Source organism: Microbacterium sp., assembly GCF_049661145.1.
Lineage (GTDB): Bacteria > Actinomycetota > Actinomycetes > Actinomycetales > Microbacteriaceae > Microbacterium.
The window spans coordinates 1-16,691 of record NZ_JBASZT010000163.1; the positions used below are offsets into that span (position 1 = coordinate 1).

Below are 16,691 nucleotides of genomic sequence, written 5' to 3' on the forward strand. Positions count from 1 at the left end.
GGTCGAAACGTAGCGGCTCGCGGATCTGGGTGGGTGGTGGGTGGGTGGGTGGGTCGGGCGGCGGGAAGGTCGGCGGGCGGGCGGGCGACGCGGCGCCGCGAATCACGGCAGGATGGGCAGCATGACACCTGCGTCGGGAACACCCGTCACCCTCCGTTCGGGCGCGTACGAAGCCCACCTCGCCACGATCGGCGCGACGCTGCGCGCGCTCACGCACGACGGGCGCCACCTCGTCGTGCCGTTCGCGGTCGACCAGATGCGCCCCGCCTCGCGGGGCAGAACCCTCGCGCCGTGGGTCAACCGCGTCATCGACGGCCGCTACGAGTTCGGCGGCCGGTCGCTCCAGCTTCCGCTCACCGAGCCGAAGCGCTCGAACGCGATCCACGGGCTCGTCGGATGGCTCGACTTCGAGATCGTGTCGACGGATGCCGACGCGGCCACCCTCGCGGCCGAGATCGTGCCGCAGGCGGGCTACCCCTGGTGGGTGCGTGTCGAGGTGACGTATCGGCTCGATGCCGACGGCCTCACCCAGACGGTCGTCGCGACCAACGTGGGCGAGGATGCCGCCCCGTACGGCGCCGGTTCGCATCCGTATCTCGTCGCGGGCCCCGCGCCGCTCGACGACTGGACGTTCGAGCTGGCGGCGTCGCAGGTGCTGGAGGTTACGGACGAACGGCTCATCCCCGTCGGACTCACGGACGTCGAAGGCTCCGAGCGCTTTGACTGGAGCATCCCGCACGTGCTCGGCGCGGTCGAGCTCGATCACGCGTACACCGGCCTGTCGCGGACGGCGGGGGTCGCGGTGGCCCGGGTCACCGACCCGTCGGGCGTCGGGGTCGAGCTGACGTGGGGCGAGGACTGCCCGTGGGTGCAGGTCCACACGGCGGACCTCCCCGGCGGACCCGCGCAGCCGGGCAACCGCGCGGGTCTTGCGGTGGAGCCGATGACGTCCGCCCCCGACGCGTTCAACGCCGGGCGATACCCCTATGACACCGGACTGATCGTGCTGGAGCCGGGCGCGTCGGCGACGGCATCCTGGCGCATCGCGGCGATCTGACGGCGCCCCCACTGAACGACAGAGCGCCCCGGAGTGTTCTCCGGGGCGCTCCAGTCTGAGGGCTGTTGCAGAGCGGGGATCAGTGGTCGCCGCGGATCTCTTCTTTGACCTCGTTGCGGCGCTCGACGGAGTCGCGCTCGGCTTCGGCCTTCTTGACCTCGGCATCCGCCTTCATCTCATCGACCTTGTCGTGAACGCGGTCGACGGTGTCCTCGAACCCGTCCTTGATCTTGCGGCCCGCGGTCTCCGCGGCATCCTTGGTGTCTTCGATGAATCCCACGATCTGATTCCTTTCGTCGAGATATGTCCGCCACGCTACGGATGCCGACGGGTAGCGGCGAGGGGGTTGTCACTGCCGCCGCAGCGTGCTATCCGCCCCTTTTTCTCAGCCGTCGTCGGCGATGCTCGCCGAGGGTCTTGCCTAGGATCGAATGGGGAGGGGTGTCGTGGCTGCGAAGAGGAAACGCCTGCGGACCCGCGACGTCGTCGCGGAGGGACTGTACATCGCATCCGCGGCGACGCGCCTGAGCCTGAAGAACACGATCCTCGTGCACATCCTCGCCCAGGGTGAGGACTTCGAGGTCGATCGCTACCTCGAAGACGCCCGAGTCGTGCTGCTCACGCTCGCCGCCGAAGCCGAGGCAGACGCCGAGCGCACCGACCAGGAGCACCGCATCGCGCGCGGTCGGCACAGTGACTCCGACGGCACGCATGACTATCGCAGCCGGGACGTCCGCAACCTGCGGCGGCGCCAGAAGCAGTCGCTGCATGTCGCGCACGAGCTGCGGGCGCGCGCCGAGGACGACGACGAGCTTCGCAAACTCATCGGCGACGCGCGCGAGGCGGCGTGGCAGGAGGTCGCGAAGAACATCGACCGGACGCTGCGCATCGAGGCGGCGCGTCCGGATCTGGAGCCCGACTACGAACGGATGCGCACGGCACGCATGCAGGCGCTGCGCCTGGTCGATCTGCCGAAGCTGCGCGCGCATCGCCGCAGCACCCTCGCGCAGCAGATCCTGCGCGAGGCGGGTGTCGAACCGGAGCGGGTTGCCGAGCGCGCCGGCTCGGCGGCTCCCTTCGACCCCGCCGAACTGGAGTGATCCGGCCGCATGTGCCTCTGACGGTCGATCGCGCGATTCGGAGGATGCTGGGGCGTCATGTAAGCTGGTCGCTGGCCTACGGCAGTGGGCCGGGCGCCCGTAGCTCAGTGGATAGAGTGTCTGACTACGGATCAGAATGTCGGGGGTTCGAATCCCTCCGGGCGCACCACAGTTCGACCGCGTATGCGCGGCCACACCCGCGCGTGCGCACCCCACCGGTGGTCGAGTGCTCGCGGCGGAGCCGCGAGTGTATCGAGACCATCGCAACGGAGTCGCGGGCGCATGTGCAGGCGCCCCCGCGCGCCCACCGCCCCGGCGAGCACCGAGACGAGCACGGAGAATGGAGCGATGAGCGACACACGCGCGCCGGCCGTCGACACGGATCTGCCTCGCGATCCGCGGCCCCGGGTTCCGGTGTGGGCGCGGGACGTGCTCTGCGTGTTGGTCGTCGTCGGAACGTGCTTCGCGTCGAACCCGCGCGAGCCCTACGTCGCGCCGAGCCCGGTGATCGTCGGACTCGCGGCGCTCTCGGCCGCCGTCCTGCTGCTTCGTCGCCGCTGGGCCCTGCCGGTGGTGGCGGCCACCGTCGCGTTGTTCCTTGCCGGGATCGTCATCGAGCGCGGTCAGAATGTGGGCCTCGAGTTCGCCGTGGCGATCGCGGTGTTCGGAGTCTCTGCCCGGTTGGGCCGACGCGCCGGTCTTCCCACGACGATCATTGCCATCGTCGTGACGGTGATCCCGACGATGGTCGTCATGGGCACGGTCTTCGACCCGAGGATCACCCAGCTCGTGTTCACCCTCGCGTTTGCGGGCGCCGGCGGCGACGCGACGCGTCAGCACCGCGACTTCATCGCTGCCCTCGCCGACCGCGCCGATCGCGCCGAGCGGACTCGCGAAGAAGAGGCCAGGCGCCGCGTCGCGGAGGAACGGTTGCGCATCGCCCGTGACCTGCACGACGCGGTCGCCCACGAGATCTCGGTGATCAGCCTCAACGCGGGTGTCGCGTCGCAGACGGTCGACGCCGATCCGGCGCAGGCGAAGGAATCGCTGGCCATCGTGCGACGCGCGGCGCGTGCGGTGCTGGCCGAGATCGGCGATCTCATGGAGTTGCTGCGATCCACGGACGCAACCCCGACCCCGACCGCGACCTCCACCCCGACCTCCACCCCGCAGAGCGAAGGGGCACGCGCGCCGCAGCCGGGCGTCGACCGGATCGACGGCCTCGTCAGCCGCTTCGGTCAGTCCGGGCTCGCGGTCGGCGTGCGGATCGAAGGCGACCTGTCCCGCGTGCCGCCCGCCACCGGACGGGTGGCCTACCGAGTCGTGCAGGAAGGGCTCACGAACGCCCACAAGCACGGCGACGGCGGCCGCGCGCATCTCCTGCTCGCGGTGGGAGACGACGACCTCACCGTCGTGGTGACCAACCCCGTGCGCGCCGCGGACAGAACACCGCAACAGGCCGGTGCACACGGTGCACACGAGGCACGGTCGGGATTCGGGCTCATCGGGCTGCGGGAGCAGGTGGCGAGCGTCCGGGGCACGGTGGAGACCGGGTCGGCGCCCGGCGGATGGCGGGTGGCCGCGCGGTTGCCGATCGATGCGCAGCGAGTGCCGATACCGGATCGGACGACACCGCGGTGATCCGCGTGCTGGTCGTCGACGACCAAGTTCTCATCCGCGGCGCCATCGCGGTCATGCTCGGGCTGCCCGGTGACATCGACGTCGTCGGGCAGGCAGCGACCGGACGCGAAGCCGTCGCACGCGCCCGCGTGCTTCTCCCCGACGTCGTCGTGATGGACATTCGGATGCCGGGGCTCGATGGCATCGCCGCGACGGCGGAAATCTGCGCCGACGCCGCACTCGCACAGACCCGCGTTCTGATCCTGACGACGTTCGAGAACGATGCCAACGTCGTCGCGGCGCTGCGGGCAGGGGCGAGCGGCTTCGTCGGCAAGGGCGCCGAGCCCGAGGAGCTCGTGCGCGCGGTGCGCGCCGTGCAGGCGGGTGACGCGTTGCTGTCGCCCGCGGCCACGCGCAACCTCATCGCCCGCGTGCTGCATCCCGCCGAAGGGATGCCGCGGCATCCGGCGACGCATCCCGCACTCCTCGACGGACTCACCGAGCGCGAGCGTGAAGTGCTGCGCATGGTCGCGCGCGGGCTGTCGAATCAAGACATCGCCGACCACCTCGTCATCTCGATCCACACCGCGAAGACCCACGTGAACCGGGTGATGACGAAGCTCGGTGCCCACGACCGCGCCCAACTGGTGATCGCGGGCTATGAGAGCGGTCTGATCTCGCCCGGCGAGTGAGAGTCGCGTACCGCGGCTGCGGTATCGGTCCGGGGCAAGATGCCGCGACCGGGGGACGCGCGACCGGGGCGTCCCGACCAGGCTGGAACATCGTGACTGCTTCTCATGTGCCATCCGCGACCCCCACGGATTCCGCTCAACCCGCTGATCCCGCGGTGACCTCCAGCATCCTGATGGTCTTCGTCGGCCTGGTCGTGACGATGTTCCTCTCGTCGCTCGACCAGACCGTCTTCTCGACGGCCCTGCCGACGATCGTGGGGGAGCTCGGCGGCGTCGACCACATGCTGTGGGTGACGACGGGGTACCTCGTCGCCGCCACGATCATGATGCCGATCTATGGCAAACTCGGCGACACCATCGGCCGCAAAGGCCTGTTCCTCGGCGCGCTCGGGGTGTTCCTCGTCGGCTCCGTCATCGGCGGACTCGCACCCGACATGCTCTGGTTGATCGTCGCCCGCGTCGTGCAGGGCATCGGGGGCGGCGGGCTGATGATCCTCGCCCAGGCGATCATCGCCGACATCGTTCCGGTGCGCGACCGCGGCAAGTACATGGGAATCATGGGTGCCGTCTTCGGCCTCTCCAGTGTCGTCGGACCGCTGCTGGGCGGGTGGTTCACGGAGGGCATCGGATGGCGGTGGGCCTTCTGGATCAACGTGCCCATCGGCATCCTCGCCATCGTCATCGCCGCGATCGCGCTGAAACTCCCGAAGCACGAGAGCACGGTGCGCTTCGACGTGTGGGGCACGCTGACGATGGCCGTCGCGGTGACGTCGATCATCCTGGTCGCGTCGTGGGGCGGCGGCGAGCACGACTGGGATTCCCCGCTGATCGTCGGCCTCATCGTGAGCGCCGTCGTCTTCTCGGCTCTCTTCGTCTTGGCTGAGTGGCGTGCCCAGGAGCCCCTCATTCCGCTGCGGGTCTTCAAGAACCGCAACTTCGTGCTGTCGACGGCGGCGGGCCTGTTCATCGGTGTCGCCATGTTCGGCACCATCGCCTACCTACCGACCTACCTGCAGATGGTGACGGGCGTGAACGCGACCGGATCGGGTCTGATGATGATCTCGATGGTCGTCGGCCTGATGGGGACGGCCCTGCCGACCGGTTTTCTCGCCTCGAAGACGGGTCGATACAAATGGATGCCGATTGCCAGCATGATCGTGCTCGCGATCGGTATGTGGCTGCTGTCGACCTTGACCGTCGAGACGCCGATCTGGGTGCTGCTCGGTTACATCTTCATCATGGGAGCCGGCATCGGACTCGGGATGCAGATCCTCGTGCTCGTCGTGCAGAACGCCTTCCCCGACAGCGAGGTCGGCATGGCGACCGCGTCGAACAACTTCTTCCGAGAGATCGGCGCATCGCTCGGTGGCGCGATCGTCGGGGCGCTGTTCACGGCACGGCTCACCGACCTGCTCGCCGAACGGATGAGCGACCTCGGTCCCGTGCCCGGTGAGGCCGGGTTGGACATGAACTCGCTCACCCCCGCCGCCGTCAACGCGCTGCCCGACGCGATCCACGACGTCATCGTCGGCGCCTACAACGACGCGCTCACCCCGGTGTTCCTCTCGCTCATCCCGATGGTCGCGGCCGGCCTGGTCCTGGTGCTGTTCATCAAGGAGACGCCGCTGCGGGCCTCGATCGAGCACGACGAACCGGGCGAGCAAGCCCGGTGAACGGGACGGCACCGACGAGCACCGCGCTCATCGCCGCGCGCAACATCGTCAAGAGCTACGGCACCGGGGCGAACCGCTTCGAGGCGCTGAAGGGCGTGTCCTTCGACATCCGCGAGGGCGAGAGCGTCGCGATCGTGGGCAAGAGCGGCTCGGGAAAGTCGACGCTCATGCACGTGCTGGCGTTGCTGGATTCGCCCGACGGCGGCGAGCTGCTGCTCGCCGGCCAGGACACGGCGCGGCTGCGTGGCCGGGCGTTGAACCGCACGCGCAATCGCACGTTCGGGTTCGTCTTTCAGCAGTTCTTCCTCACCGCGAATCAGACAGTGCTCGAGAACGTCGTCCTGCCGCTGCGGATCGCGGGAGTGGCACGCGGCGAGCGCCGTCGTCGCGGCATGGCTGCCCTCGAGCAGCTGCAGCTGGCCGACAAGGCGCGCAACAAGGCCACCGCGCTGTCGGGCGGTCAGAAGCAGCGCGCCGTCATCGCCCGGGCGCTCGTCAACGACCCGCGCATCATCTTCGCCGACGAGCCCACGGGCAACCTCGACAGCGCGACGGGCGCCGTCGTCGAAGACATCCTGTTCGCGCTCAATCGCGAGCACGGCATCACGCTCATCGTCGTCACGCACGATGACGACCTCGCGGCGCGCTGCGACCGCCGCATCCACATCAGGGACGGCCGCATCACGACGGATGACGGGGCTCGGCCCACCGAGGGAGCTGTGGCATGAGAACTCTCGACCTGTTCGGCGCCGCCGTCTCGAACACGTGGCGTTCGAAGACCCGTACGATTCTCACCGCGCTCGCCATCTTCGTCGGCGCCTTCACGCTGACTCTCACCGGGGGCCTCGGCACCGGCATCAACCGGTACATCGACGACACCGTCTCGAGCATCGGAGCCAGCGACGTCATGACCGTGACGAAGGCTTCGGACTCTGCCAGCGGGGGGATCGGTGGCGGGAGCGGGCCCGTCGAGTACGATCCGGATGCCGTCAGTGCGGGCGTCGGGGGAGGGCCGGGCACGACCGTGACCGCCCTCACGCCGGACGACCTCGACACGCTCGCGAGTGTCGCGGGGGTGCTCCGCGTCGAGCCGACGCGCGCTCTCAGCGCCGACTACGTCCAGCACGGCGAGGGGACGAAGTACGTGGCCTCGGTGGGAAGCCTGATCCCGGGGCAGAGTCTGCAGCTCGCGGCGGGTGCGGCGCCGGACGGCGCGACCGATGCCGCGCAGGTCGTGCTGCCGGTCTCGCTCGTGGAACCCCTCGGCTTCGACTCGAACGACGCGGCGCTGGGTCAGCAGGTCACCGTCGCGATCAGTGACGCGGCCCGCACCCCGCACACCGTCACCGCCACCGTGGTCGGCGTCGCGGAAGAAACCCTGGTCGGCAGCGCGAGCCTCATTCCCAACGACGCGCTCGCCGATGAGCTCTGGGCCCTCCAGAACACCGGCGTGCCCGAAGCTCAGCAGGACCGCTTCGCCAGCGCCACCGTATGGTTCGCCGACGATGCGACGGCCGACGACATCGCCGCGCTGAAGAGCGCGCTCACGGCGGTCGGCTACACGGGTACGACGGTCACCGACCAGTTGGGCGCGTTCAAGACGGTCATCGACGCGATCGTGCTGGTGCTGAACGCGTTCGCCGCGATCGCCCTGCTCGCGGCGAGCTTCGGCATCGTCAACACCCTCTATATGTCCGTTCAGGAGCGCACCCGGGAGATCGGACTCATGAAGGCGATGGGGATGGCGTCCGGTCGCGTGTTCTCGCTGTTCAGCCTCGAAGCCGTGTTCATCGGGTTTCTCGGCAGCATGACCGGCGTGGGCCTCGCGATGCTCGCGGGGTCCGGGATCAGCAGTGCGCTGTCGGCGGGGCCGTTCGCAGACCTCGCCGGACTCACGCTGATCGCCTTCGATGCCGGTTCGGTCGTCACGATCGTGGTCGCCGTGATGGCGATCGCCTTCGTCGCCGGAACCCTGCCGGCCGCCCGCGCCGCCCGCAAGGACCCGGTGGAAGCGCTCCGTTACGAGTAGCGGGCGCACTCGATCACCGGGGGTGGGGTGTCGCGCGCCGGGGGAGCAGGGTCCGGGCGTTGGTGAGGACGACGCCGCCGATCACGATCACCCCGCCGATCAGCTGGGCGGGCGTGTAGGGGTGGCCGGCGAGGATCGTGAACGCGGCGGTGAAGACGGTGATGAGGTTGAGGAAGACCCCCGCGCCGCTGGCGGGGAGGACCGTCAGCGCGCGGTTCCACAGCAGATAAGACAGCACCGACGGGAAGATGCCGATGAACACCAGCGCCCACAGCGCCTGCGGGGTGCCCGGCAGGGTCGGCCCGCCGGTCGCGAGGCTGACCGGCGTCAGAACCACGATCACGACGGCAGCCTGGACCGCGGTCGCGGTGATCGGTGGCAGCTTCGGGGCGCGCCGGCCGATGATCGTGTAGGCGGTCCAGGCGCAGATCGCGCCGATCATGAGGGCCTCACCTACCCCGAACCCGGCGCCGAACCCGGCGCCGAAGCCGCCGCCGGCCCCGAACAGCGCCGCCAGATCGCCGCCGGACAGCACGACGAGCACGCCGACGAGGGCGGTGAGGATGCCGACGACCGCGAGCGGGGTCAGCCGCTCGCGCAGGAACACCGCGGCGGCGAGCGTGATCAGTGCGGGGTTGAACGCGTTGATGAGCGAGGCGTTGAAGGCATCGGTGAACTGCAGCGCCGCGTACAGCAGCAGGTTGTAGCCGAGCAGCCCCAGGCCGCTGAGGGCGACGAGCCAGGGCCAGGCGCGCAGCACCTGACGCCACGCCGGCCGCTCCACGACCTGGGCGATGACCAGCAGCGGCACGAGGGCGATGACCCACCGCAGCAGCACGAGGCTGATCGGGTCGATCTCTTCGACCGCGCTCGCCCCGATGATGTAGTTGCCGGCCCAGAACAGCGTCGCGCCCAGCAGCGAGACCACCGCGACGATGACCGCACGCCGCCGTCCGGCCGCGCCGCCGGGTACCGCCCCGAGAGGCGGGGATGCGGGAGGCCCGCTCATACCGGCGCGACGCGCAACCACACGAAGCGGTGCGGTGGCAGCGTGAGGCCGTCGCTCAGGTCGAGGTCGGTGTCGCCTATCGGGTCGAACGCCGTGTGCTCGAAGCCCGAGAAGGTCAGCGGATCGAGCTGAACCTCGGCATCCCCGACGTTTGCGAGGACGAGCAGGCGTGGGCGTTTCGTCTCGCTTCGCTCGCTCAGCGCGCGGGCGGGCCCGACGCGCTGGTAGCCGACGACCGACGGATACGGCGTGTGGAACGGGATCAGCTCGTTACCGGCGAACTCGGGTGCGGACTGCCGCACCGAGATGAGCTTCGTCAGCCGCCGGAACACGCGTCCCGCGGGGGTCGACAGATCGTCGCGCTCCGCGTACCGGTCGCGCGGCCGGTTGCCGCGGTGCACCCACCGGGTGTCGCCCCGGCGCACCGGATCGTCCGCGTAGGAGTAGTCGTTCAGCTGCGCGACCTCGTCGCCCAGATACAGGAGCGGGATGCCGCCCGTCGACAGCGCCAGGGCGTGCGCGAGGACCACGCGGTCTTCGCCGCCGGCATCCTGCGCCTCTATGCCCGCGAGCGACGCCGTCGTCCCGGTCACGCGCGCATCGCCCGTGACGGGGTTCTCCTGAAAGGCGACCCCGCGCGCGAACGTGTCCTCGAAGCGCCCCGTGTAGAAGCGGTTGAGGAACTGGCGGTGGTGGTAGCCGTCGATGCCGAACTCCGCGGCATCCTCGTCGGCGAACGTCCACCCGATGTCGTCGTGACTGCGCACGTAGTTCACCCACGCGGTTCCCGCGGGCAGGGCGTGGCGCCGGTCGAGCGCCTGCTGCAGCAGCCGGCCGTCGCGGGTCGCGAGCGCCTCCCACGTGAGCGCCATCTGCAGCGGGTTGTACGAGAGCTGGCACTCCTCGGGCGAGATGAAGCTCACGACCTCGTCGGGGTGCACGATCGCCTCGGACTTGAACACCATGCCGGGAGCGGCCATCGCGAGCACGGCGTTGAACGCCTGCAGCAGCAGATGCGACTCCGGCAGCGACTCGCACGCCGTACCCAGTTGCTTCCAGATGAAGGCGACGGCATCCATCCGCAGCACCTCGACGCCCTTGTTCGCGAGGAACAGCATCTCGCCGGCCATCGCGCGGAACACCGCCGGGTTCGCGTAGTTGAGGTCCCACTGGTAGTGGTAGAACGTGGACCAGATCCAGCGGCCGTCGTCGAGCTGCACGAACGAGCCGCGGTGGTCGTCGGGGAATATCTCGCGCGTCGTGCGCTCGTAGGCGTCCGGCAGCTCGCGGTCGGGGAAGATGAGGTAGAAGTCCGCGAAGTCGGGGTCGCCGGCGACCGCCTTCTGCGCCCACTCGTGCTCGTTGCTGGTGTGGTTGAAGATGAAGTCGACCACGAGCGAGATGCCCGCCAGCCGCAGCTCGGCGGCGAGCTCGGTCAACTCCGCCATCGTGCCGAGTGCCGGGTTCACGCGGCGATAGCTCGACACCGCGTAGCCGCCGTCGTTGTCGCCCTCCGGCGCGTCGAACAGGGGCATGAGGTGCAGGTACGTGAGCCCGAGCTCGCGGAAGTACGGGATCTGGTCGCGGATGCCCGCGAGGTTGCCGGCGTACCGGTCGACGTAGCAGACCCCGCCCAGCATCCGCTCCGACTGGAACCAGTCCGGATCCGCGGCGCGCTGCCCGTCGCGCACCTTCAGGTCGAGCGGGCGCGCGTTCCACGAGACGGATGCCGCGGCCACCGTCGCGGCGAGCTGTTCGCTGCCGTCGGCGCGCTCGCCGTACAGTCGCGTGAACAGGCCGTGCAGGCGCGGGAACTGCGCGTCGAAGCGCGTCAGAAACGCCTCATCGAGGCGGCCGGCCGACTCCGCGGCATCCAGGGCGGCACGGCGATCGGACTCCAGCGTCGACAGCGCGGTCATGGTGCTCCATTCTGGTCCGCACCAGCCTACGCGGGGGCTGCGTCGCTTCACGTGACGCTTCCAGCGGGAATATCACCGGAGTTTCCGCGGCAGGCGTCACCTGAACACCGGGACACACCCCGGTCAGGGTCGCCAGCCGTGCCGGAGCAGAGCTTCGCGCACGATGGCGACGTCGCGGGTCCCGTTCGCCGCGCGCGAACTGTTGGCACTCGCACCATGAGAGTGCTAATCTGAGGTTACTTGAGCCGATAGGGCTCAACTTTCAGAGCAGACAAGAACAAGGAGAGAACAATGGCCACCTATGACCCGTTCCGTGACCTCGACCGCCTCGCGTCGAGCCTGTTCGACACGCGCCGCGGCCCGCGCCGCATGCCGATGGACCTCTACCGCGACGGCGACCACTACGTCCTGAGCGCCGATCTGCCGGGCATCGACCCGGGCTCGGTCGACGTCGACGTGGACGGCCAGCTGCTGACGGTCCGGGCCGAGCGCACGCTCAGTGAGGGTGAGGGAGTCAAGTGGATCACGCGCGAGCGCGAGACGGCCAGCTTCCTGCGCCAGCTGAACCTCGGTCAGGGCATCGACACCGAGGGCATTGCCGCGACCTACAACAACGGCGTGCTGACGGTCACGATCCCCGTGAGCGAGAAGGCCAAGCCGCGCAAGGTGCAGGTCGTCGCCGACGGCGGCGCGCCGACCATCCAGGCCCGCGAGTCGAGCCAGGCGCCGCAGCCGGTCGAGCAGTAAGCGCCACCAGTAGCCGCACAGGCGTTGCGAACCGCCCCGCGTCCGCCCCGGACCGGGGCGGTTCTGCGTCATCAGGACCCGCGGAGCTTGCTCGTCAGTCCCTGCAACTGCTCGAGCTCGGCGTCACTCAGCACGGACATGCGTTCCGCGATCGAGCGGCCGTGGGCCGTGGCGAGGCGTCGGAAGGCGGCGACGCCGGCATCCGTCGCACGGACGATCGCGCCACGGCCGTCCTGCGGATCGGGGCATTTGCTGAGCAGTCCGCGGGCGACCATGCGGTCGACCAGACGCGAGACGCTCGGCTGACTGATCAGCATGTTCGCCGTGACGTCGCGCAGTCGCGCGGCGTGGTCCTCGCCGCGGGTGACCGTCAGGAGCACATCGTATTCCGCCTGTGTCAGACCGTCCTCGCAGAAGTCGCCGCTGATCTCGCGCAGCACCTCGTGCTGCGCGCGAAACAGGCTCTCCCACGCGGCGACGGCGAGGCGGCGGTCGGTCATGGATGCCACTGTAGCTTTCAGGGACGCTGCCGCGCCGTGGAGTGGCCAAAGTCGCGGATCCCGGAGGGACACCTTTGTAGCAGTGCTAAGGCTCGACCTCCGGGCCGGTGCCTTTGGGTTGGTGACGGCGGCGCGATCTATGGTGGACCCATGAGGCTCCTGCGCTGGTGGATCGCGGTGCTGTTCGCGCTCGCCGTGGTGGCCGGGACGGCGACGCCGGCCTCGGCATCCGTTCGACTGCCTGCCGGTGCGGTCGGCGAGCTGTCGTCGGCATCGCGGGCATCCGGTCCCCGCATCACGACCGGCGTCGACGACTTCACGTTCGCCTCGATGACGGCCGACTACACTCTCACGCGCGCCGACGACGGGACGAGCCGGCTCGAGGTCGTCGAGCAGCTCGTGGCGGTCTTTCCCGACAGCGACCAGAATCGCGGCATCCGGCGAATGGTGCCCGACACCTACAACGGGCAGCCGTTGCGCGCGCGGCTCGTCTCGATCACCGACGAGAACGGTGTGCCTCGGCCGTCCGAGGTCGAGGACGTCGACGACGCGTTCTCCGTCGTCTCGCGTGCCGACGGGTACCTGCACGGGCCGCAGACCTACGTCATCACCTACACGCTCGAGAATGTGACGTGGGACTTCCCCGACACCGGCCTCGAGTTCTACTGGGACGTCAACGGCGTCGGCTGGGCGCAACCGTTCGGCACGGTCACGGCGCGGTTGCATCTCGCGCCGGAGCTTGCGGCGCAGCTATCCGGCCGCATGTCGTGCTACCAGGGGTATCAGGGCGCGACCGATTCGTGCGGGTCGATCACGCAGGCTCAGGATGCCGATGGCACCACCGTCGTCACGGCCGAAGCCACCGGCATCCAGCCGTACCAGACGCTGACGATGGCTGTCGGCTTCGCGCCGGACACGTTCGCGCCGTTCGATTCCGGATACCTCGCGTCGCCGCTGGGATGGCTGCAGGGCGTCGCGGGGCTCGGCGCGCTCGGTGCGGGCGTGCTCGGGGTACGGGCGCGGCGGCGACAGCTCGCGGACGAGCCGGGGCGGCCGACGATCATCGCGGAGTACGAGCCGCCGCGGGTGGTCGACGCGCTGGAGAGCGCCGTGCTGCTGGGGCAGACGGCGAAGGCGATTCCGGCGGAGGTGCTCGAGCAGGCCGTCGTGGGTTCGATTCGCATCATCGAGGGCGAGAAGCGCTGGTGGAGAAAGGCGAAGCTGGTCGCGGAGCTCGTGGATCCGTCGAAGGCGGACGGCGACGGACGGATGCTGCTGGCCGGGCTGTTCCCGGTCGGGCGGCCGGGTGAGCAGTACGAGTTCGGCTCGCAGGACACCCGGTTGTCGAAGGTGGCGCAGAACATACTGAGCGCTGCGGGCACAGAGCTGAAGACGCGGGGGCTGCGGCGCATGGTGCCGCCCTGGACGCGTGGGCTGCCGATCGCGGTGGCTTTCGTGGCGGTGCTCGTGGCGGTGTTCGTCGGGTTCGCGGCGATCGACGGAGGGGTGAACCCCGTGGTGCCGCTGATCGTGATGGGTATCGCGGCCGTCGTGCTGATCGTGGTGATCAAGATCGGTGCGCGAAAGCCTCTGACCGCGCTCGGGGCTGAGACGCGGGATCATCTGCTCGGGCTCAAGGAGTTCATCGCGTGGGCGGAGGCCGACCGCATCCGCATGCTGCAGTCCCCGGCCGGCGCGGAGCGGGTGCCCATCGACGTCAATGACCCGCGACAGAAGCTCGCGCTGTACGAGAAGCTGCTGCCCTACGCTGTCGTGTTCGGTCAGGAGAAGGAGTGGTCGAAGCAATTGACCGTGCTCTACACCGAGGTGGGCGCGACGGGACCGTACTGGTATCACGGCACGGGGGCGTTCGACGCGTCGTCGTTCTCGGCGGGCATCGGATCGCTGTCGTCCGCGGCGTCCTCCTCTTCATCGTCGTCGGGCGGATCGAGCGGTGGCGGCTCTGCCGGCGGTGGCGGCGGAGGAGGCGGTGGCGGCGGCGTCTGACCCGCCGTCGCTGCCCGGCCTGTCGAGTGCGCGTGCCGGACCCGGTCATCGAGCGCTCGTCCAACCCCGGTGGTCGAGTGCGCCGCCGTCGCCGGCGTGTATCGAGCTGTCCACGCGCTGCGCGGGGCGCGGGATCCGAGAACGAGCCAGAGGCCATTCGGACGAGACCATCGCGATCGTGTCACAACACCTGACGCCGGTCGCTCCGGCCGCGACAGTTCGCGGGGTCGCACATGGTCGCAATCCCGACTCCATACCGACCACATGCGACCCCCTCGCCGGCAGTGGGGTCAGTTCGCCTCGAGGATGCTCCGCATCACCTCGGCTGTGATCTCGCCGCGCTCGCCGTCGACCACCTCGTGCAGCGTGAACGGCAGGCCGAGCTCGCCGAGGTAGGCCGCGACCTTCTCCAGTCGCGGCACGACGTCGATGTGGTCGTTGCCGAACAGCGCGGCCGTGTAGACGGGTTCGCGGCGACGGATGCTGTCGCGCAGCTCGACCGTGGAGCGTCCCGTGATGCGGTAGAGCGCCTGCAGCACCGCGCTCGGCAGGTCGGGCGCCCCGTCGAGAGTGATCGAGATGGCGTAGTCGGGCACCCACCCATTCTCCCTCGGGCGGCGCCACGCCCTCTCCCGAGCGGCGCCACGCCCGTTCAGAAGGGCGCTTGATTGTCCGCGAGCGTGCGCGCGGGGTGGTCGAGGTAGACGCGGTCGAGAGGACTCGTCCACTCCAAAGTGCCATCCGCGAGCTGCGCTACCCGCCACGCGGAATGGTGTTTGAGCGTGTGATGTCTTCGACAGAAGTGACCGAGGTTCCACACCGCGGTGGGTCCGTCGTGCGCGTGTGCGACCGTATGGTCGAGATCGCAGCGGTCGGTGGGTTGTCGGCATCCCGGAAAGCGGCAGTGCTCGTCGCGAGCCTTCAGCATCCGCCGCTGCGCTTCGGTCGGCCTGTACCGGTCGACGGCGAGGACCGTGCCGCTGATCGGATGCGTGAGCAGCCGGTCCCATCCCGGTGCGTCCGCGGCGATCCGGCGGGCGGTTTCGGCGTCGATCGGGCCGTAGCCGGCGAGATCGGCCGGCTGCTCGCTGTGGCCGAGCAGTGACATCATCGGGATCGTGACCTGCACGCGCGCGCGGAGGGCGGCGACGCCTGCCGCGACGGCGGTCGTGGACTCTCCCGTCAGGAACAGGTCGAGCGCGACGTCGGCGCGAACCTCGTCGAGGCCGCGGGTGTCGTCGACCGGGGAGGTTTCGAGGCCCGCGAGTTGGTCGTCGCCCGCCGGGTGCTGCTCGGCATCGACGATCGAGGTCGCCAACTGAGTCACGCGGTCGTAGGCACCGTAGACGAGGTGCGCCGGGCCGAGCAGGCCGAGCTCCGCCATCCCGTCATCGCGTTCGTGTACCCACAGTCGACGTTGGCGGCGTGCCTCGCGGTGTCGCTCGGCGAGCGTGCGCGGGTGGAACTGCTCGGCGAGGCGGCGCGCGATCGGACGGAGCCGGCCCGCCGTCTCGGTCTCGGCGCGGGGGATGACCGCGGCCTCATATTCGGCGCGGGCGTCGGGGTCGTCGATGCAGAGGCCGGCATCGACGATGACGGACGCGTGCGAACGGCTGAACCGGCCCTCGCGCAGGGTCGTAAGGGTTGCGGGGAATTGCTCGACGAGCACGGCGGCATCGTTCATGCGGGCCTGGACGGCGCGATCGGACTGGTTGGTCGCCGCGCCGATCTCCGCAGCGATGGAGCGGAGCGGGATGTCGCGTGGGCTGCTGGGCCGGAAGCTGGGGCCATCCATCCGCTCGAGCGCGAGGGACTGAGCGTCGCGGAGCAGCTCGGCCTCTTCGGCTTGCAGCGCGGCGATCTGCCGACGCCGCTCGGCGATGCCGTCGACGACGACGGTGAGGCGCGCGTGGTAGTCCGCGGCGTCGGTTTCGTCGATGGCTTTCATACCTTCGATTCTGCCGAGGGGGTCCGACATTAGGAGATGGATGCCCTGGTCAGAGAATGAATCTGTGGATAAGTCAGCTGAGGGAGTGCCTGTGGAGAGAGCGATGAAGGGAAGGGAATGCCGGTAGCCCTCGCTGCGGGGCATTGACCCGGTGCGGTGCAAGAGTAAGGGCCGGTCGGAGAGGCTTCCGACCGGCCCTTGTCCCTTGCACCAAGAGTGTCCTGCAATCACATGTCGGTAGCTGCCACAGCAAAACAACTACCGTGCGAGCACTCTATAACGGAAAGGTAACGGCCCACAACCCCTCGCCGTTATCAATTCGTGATTCTCATGTCGATTGTCGAGTCTCACTCGATCCGAAAAAATCTCACGGTTCCGGAAATCGTCTCA

15 protein-coding genes and 1 tRNA gene are annotated in these 16,691 nt (G+C 69.3%); 10 read left to right on the forward strand and 6 right to left on the reverse strand.

Features of this window, described 5'->3' with window-relative positions; genetic code table 11:
- The first annotated feature begins 112 nt into the window (after positions 1 to 112).
- Positions 113 to 1,057 (forward strand): aldose 1-epimerase family protein, encoded by a 945-nt coding sequence (locus WBP48_RS07315; protein ID WP_424438283.1) that lies wholly within the window; start codon positions 113 to 115, stop codon positions 1,055 to 1,057.
- Between the two features lie 79 nt (positions 1,058 to 1,136).
- Here WBP48_RS07315 and WBP48_RS07320 read toward each other — a convergent pair whose 3' ends face one another.
- A complete protein-coding gene (locus tag WBP48_RS07320) occupies positions 1,137 to 1,337 on the reverse strand; it encodes a hypothetical protein (RefSeq protein ID WP_424438286.1) in 201 nt (66 codons plus the stop codon).
- A 166-nt stretch (positions 1,338 to 1,503) separates the two neighbouring features.
- Here WBP48_RS07320 and WBP48_RS07325 point away from each other — a divergent pair, with 166 nt between their 5' ends.
- The 7 genes from WBP48_RS07325 (at position 1,504) to WBP48_RS07355 (ending at position 8,171) form a co-directional block, all read left to right on the forward strand.
- On the forward strand, positions 1,504 to 2,157 hold the full coding sequence (locus tag WBP48_RS07325; RefSeq protein WP_424438289.1) for an asparagine synthase: 654 nt from the start codon (positions 1,504 to 1,506) through the stop codon (positions 2,155 to 2,157).
- Between the two features lie 93 nt (positions 2,158 to 2,250).
- Positions 2,251 to 2,326: transfer RNA gene (locus WBP48_RS07330), tRNA-Arg, on the forward strand.
- Between the two features lie 179 nt (positions 2,327 to 2,505).
- Positions 2,506 to 3,798, forward strand: coding sequence for a sensor histidine kinase (locus WBP48_RS07335; protein WP_424438292.1), 1,293 nt, complete (start codon positions 2,506 to 2,508; stop codon positions 3,796 to 3,798).
- Entirely contained in the window at positions 3,795 to 4,469 is a 675-nt protein-coding gene (locus WBP48_RS07340; RefSeq protein WP_424438295.1) for a response regulator, read from the forward strand. Before WBP48_RS07335 ends, WBP48_RS07340 begins: the two co-directional genes overlap by 4 nt.
- 155 nt (positions 4,470 to 4,624) lie before the next feature.
- Positions 4,625 to 6,142, forward strand: coding sequence for an MDR family MFS transporter (locus WBP48_RS07345; protein ID WP_424438298.1), 1,518 nt, complete (start codon positions 4,625 to 4,627; stop codon positions 6,140 to 6,142).
- Positions 6,139 to 6,870: an ABC transporter ATP-binding protein gene (locus tag WBP48_RS07350; protein WP_424438301.1), complete on the forward strand. Its 732-nt coding sequence runs from the start codon at positions 6,139 to 6,141 to the stop codon at positions 6,868 to 6,870. The genes WBP48_RS07345 and WBP48_RS07350 overlap by 4 nt, the downstream gene beginning before the upstream one ends.
- Positions 6,867 to 8,171, forward strand: a complete 1,305-nt coding sequence (locus WBP48_RS07355; RefSeq protein WP_424438304.1) for an ABC transporter permease — start codon at positions 6,867 to 6,869, stop codon at positions 8,169 to 8,171. The genes WBP48_RS07350 and WBP48_RS07355 overlap by 4 nt, the downstream gene beginning before the upstream one ends.
- A 13-nt stretch (positions 8,172 to 8,184) precedes the next feature.
- On the opposite strand, the gene WBP48_RS07360 is transcribed toward WBP48_RS07355, so the two are convergent.
- Complete coding sequence (locus tag WBP48_RS07360; RefSeq protein ID WP_424438307.1) at positions 8,185 to 9,180, reverse strand: DMT family transporter; 996 nt, start codon at positions 9,178 to 9,180, stop codon at positions 8,185 to 8,187.
- Positions 9,177 to 11,099 (reverse strand): alpha-amylase family protein, encoded by a 1,923-nt coding sequence (locus WBP48_RS07365; RefSeq protein WP_424438310.1) that lies wholly within the window; start codon positions 11,097 to 11,099, stop codon positions 9,177 to 9,179. Before WBP48_RS07365 ends, WBP48_RS07360 begins: the two co-directional genes overlap by 4 nt.
- Before the next feature lie 291 nt (positions 11,100 to 11,390).
- Between WBP48_RS07365 and WBP48_RS07370 the strand changes: the two genes are divergently transcribed.
- Complete coding sequence (locus tag WBP48_RS07370) at positions 11,391 to 11,846, forward strand: Hsp20/alpha crystallin family protein (RefSeq protein ID WP_424438313.1); 456 nt, start codon at positions 11,391 to 11,393, stop codon at positions 11,844 to 11,846.
- 71 nt (positions 11,847 to 11,917) lie between these two features.
- Here WBP48_RS07370 and WBP48_RS07375 read toward each other — a convergent pair whose 3' ends face one another.
- Positions 11,918 to 12,346: a MarR family winged helix-turn-helix transcriptional regulator gene (locus WBP48_RS07375; RefSeq protein WP_424438316.1), complete on the reverse strand. Its 429-nt coding sequence runs from the start codon at positions 12,344 to 12,346 to the stop codon at positions 11,918 to 11,920.
- Between the two features lie 150 nt (positions 12,347 to 12,496).
- Here WBP48_RS07375 and WBP48_RS07380 point away from each other — a divergent pair, with 150 nt between their 5' ends.
- Positions 12,497 to 14,353 carry a DUF2207 domain-containing protein gene (locus WBP48_RS07380; protein ID WP_424438319.1) on the forward strand — a complete coding sequence of 619 codons (1,857 nt, stop codon included), beginning with the start codon at positions 12,497 to 12,499 and terminating at the stop codon, positions 14,351 to 14,353.
- 290 nt (positions 14,354 to 14,643) lie between these two features.
- Here the strand turns inward: WBP48_RS07380 and WBP48_RS07385 are convergent, their stop codons facing one another.
- Positions 14,644 to 14,949, reverse strand: a complete 306-nt coding sequence (locus WBP48_RS07385; RefSeq protein ID WP_424438322.1) for a hypothetical protein — start codon at positions 14,947 to 14,949, stop codon at positions 14,644 to 14,646.
- A gap of 56 nt (positions 14,950 to 15,005) precedes the next feature.
- On the reverse strand, positions 15,006 to 16,301 hold the full coding sequence (locus WBP48_RS07390) for a DUF222 domain-containing protein (protein WP_424438325.1): 1,296 nt from the start codon (positions 16,299 to 16,301) through the stop codon (positions 15,006 to 15,008).
- Positions 16,302 to 16,691: the final 390 nt, after the last annotated feature.

Excerpts from the sequence above, each read along its gene's own strand:
- WBP48_RS07315 (WP_424438283.1), top strand. The coding sequence starts at position 113 with ATGGGCAGCATGACACCTGCGTCGGGAACACCCGTCACCCTCCGTTCG.
- WBP48_RS07365 (WP_424438310.1), bottom strand. The coding sequence starts at position 11,099 with ATGACCGCGCTGTCGACGCTGGAGTCCGATCGCCGTGCCGCCCTGGAT.
- WBP48_RS07335 (WP_424438292.1), top strand. The coding sequence starts at position 2,506 with ATGAGCGACACACGCGCGCCGGCCGTCGACACGGATCTGCCTCGCGAT.
- WBP48_RS07370 (WP_424438313.1), top strand. The coding sequence starts at position 11,391 with ATGGCCACCTATGACCCGTTCCGTGACCTCGACCGCCTCGCGTCGAGC.
- WBP48_RS07355 (WP_424438304.1), top strand. The coding sequence starts at position 6,867 with ATGAGAACTCTCGACCTGTTCGGCGCCGCCGTCTCGAACACGTGGCGT.
- WBP48_RS07380 (WP_424438319.1), top strand. The coding sequence starts at position 12,497 with ATGAGGCTCCTGCGCTGGTGGATCGCGGTGCTGTTCGCGCTCGCCGTG.
- WBP48_RS07375 (WP_424438316.1), bottom strand. The coding sequence starts at position 12,346 with ATGACCGACCGCCGCCTCGCCGTCGCCGCGTGGGAGAGCCTGTTTCGC.
- WBP48_RS07360 (WP_424438307.1), bottom strand. The coding sequence starts at position 9,180 with ATGAGCGGGCCTCCCGCATCCCCGCCTCTCGGGGCGGTACCCGGCGGC.
- WBP48_RS07390 (WP_424438325.1), bottom strand. The coding sequence starts at position 16,301 with ATGAAAGCCATCGACGAAACCGACGCCGCGGACTACCACGCGCGCCTC.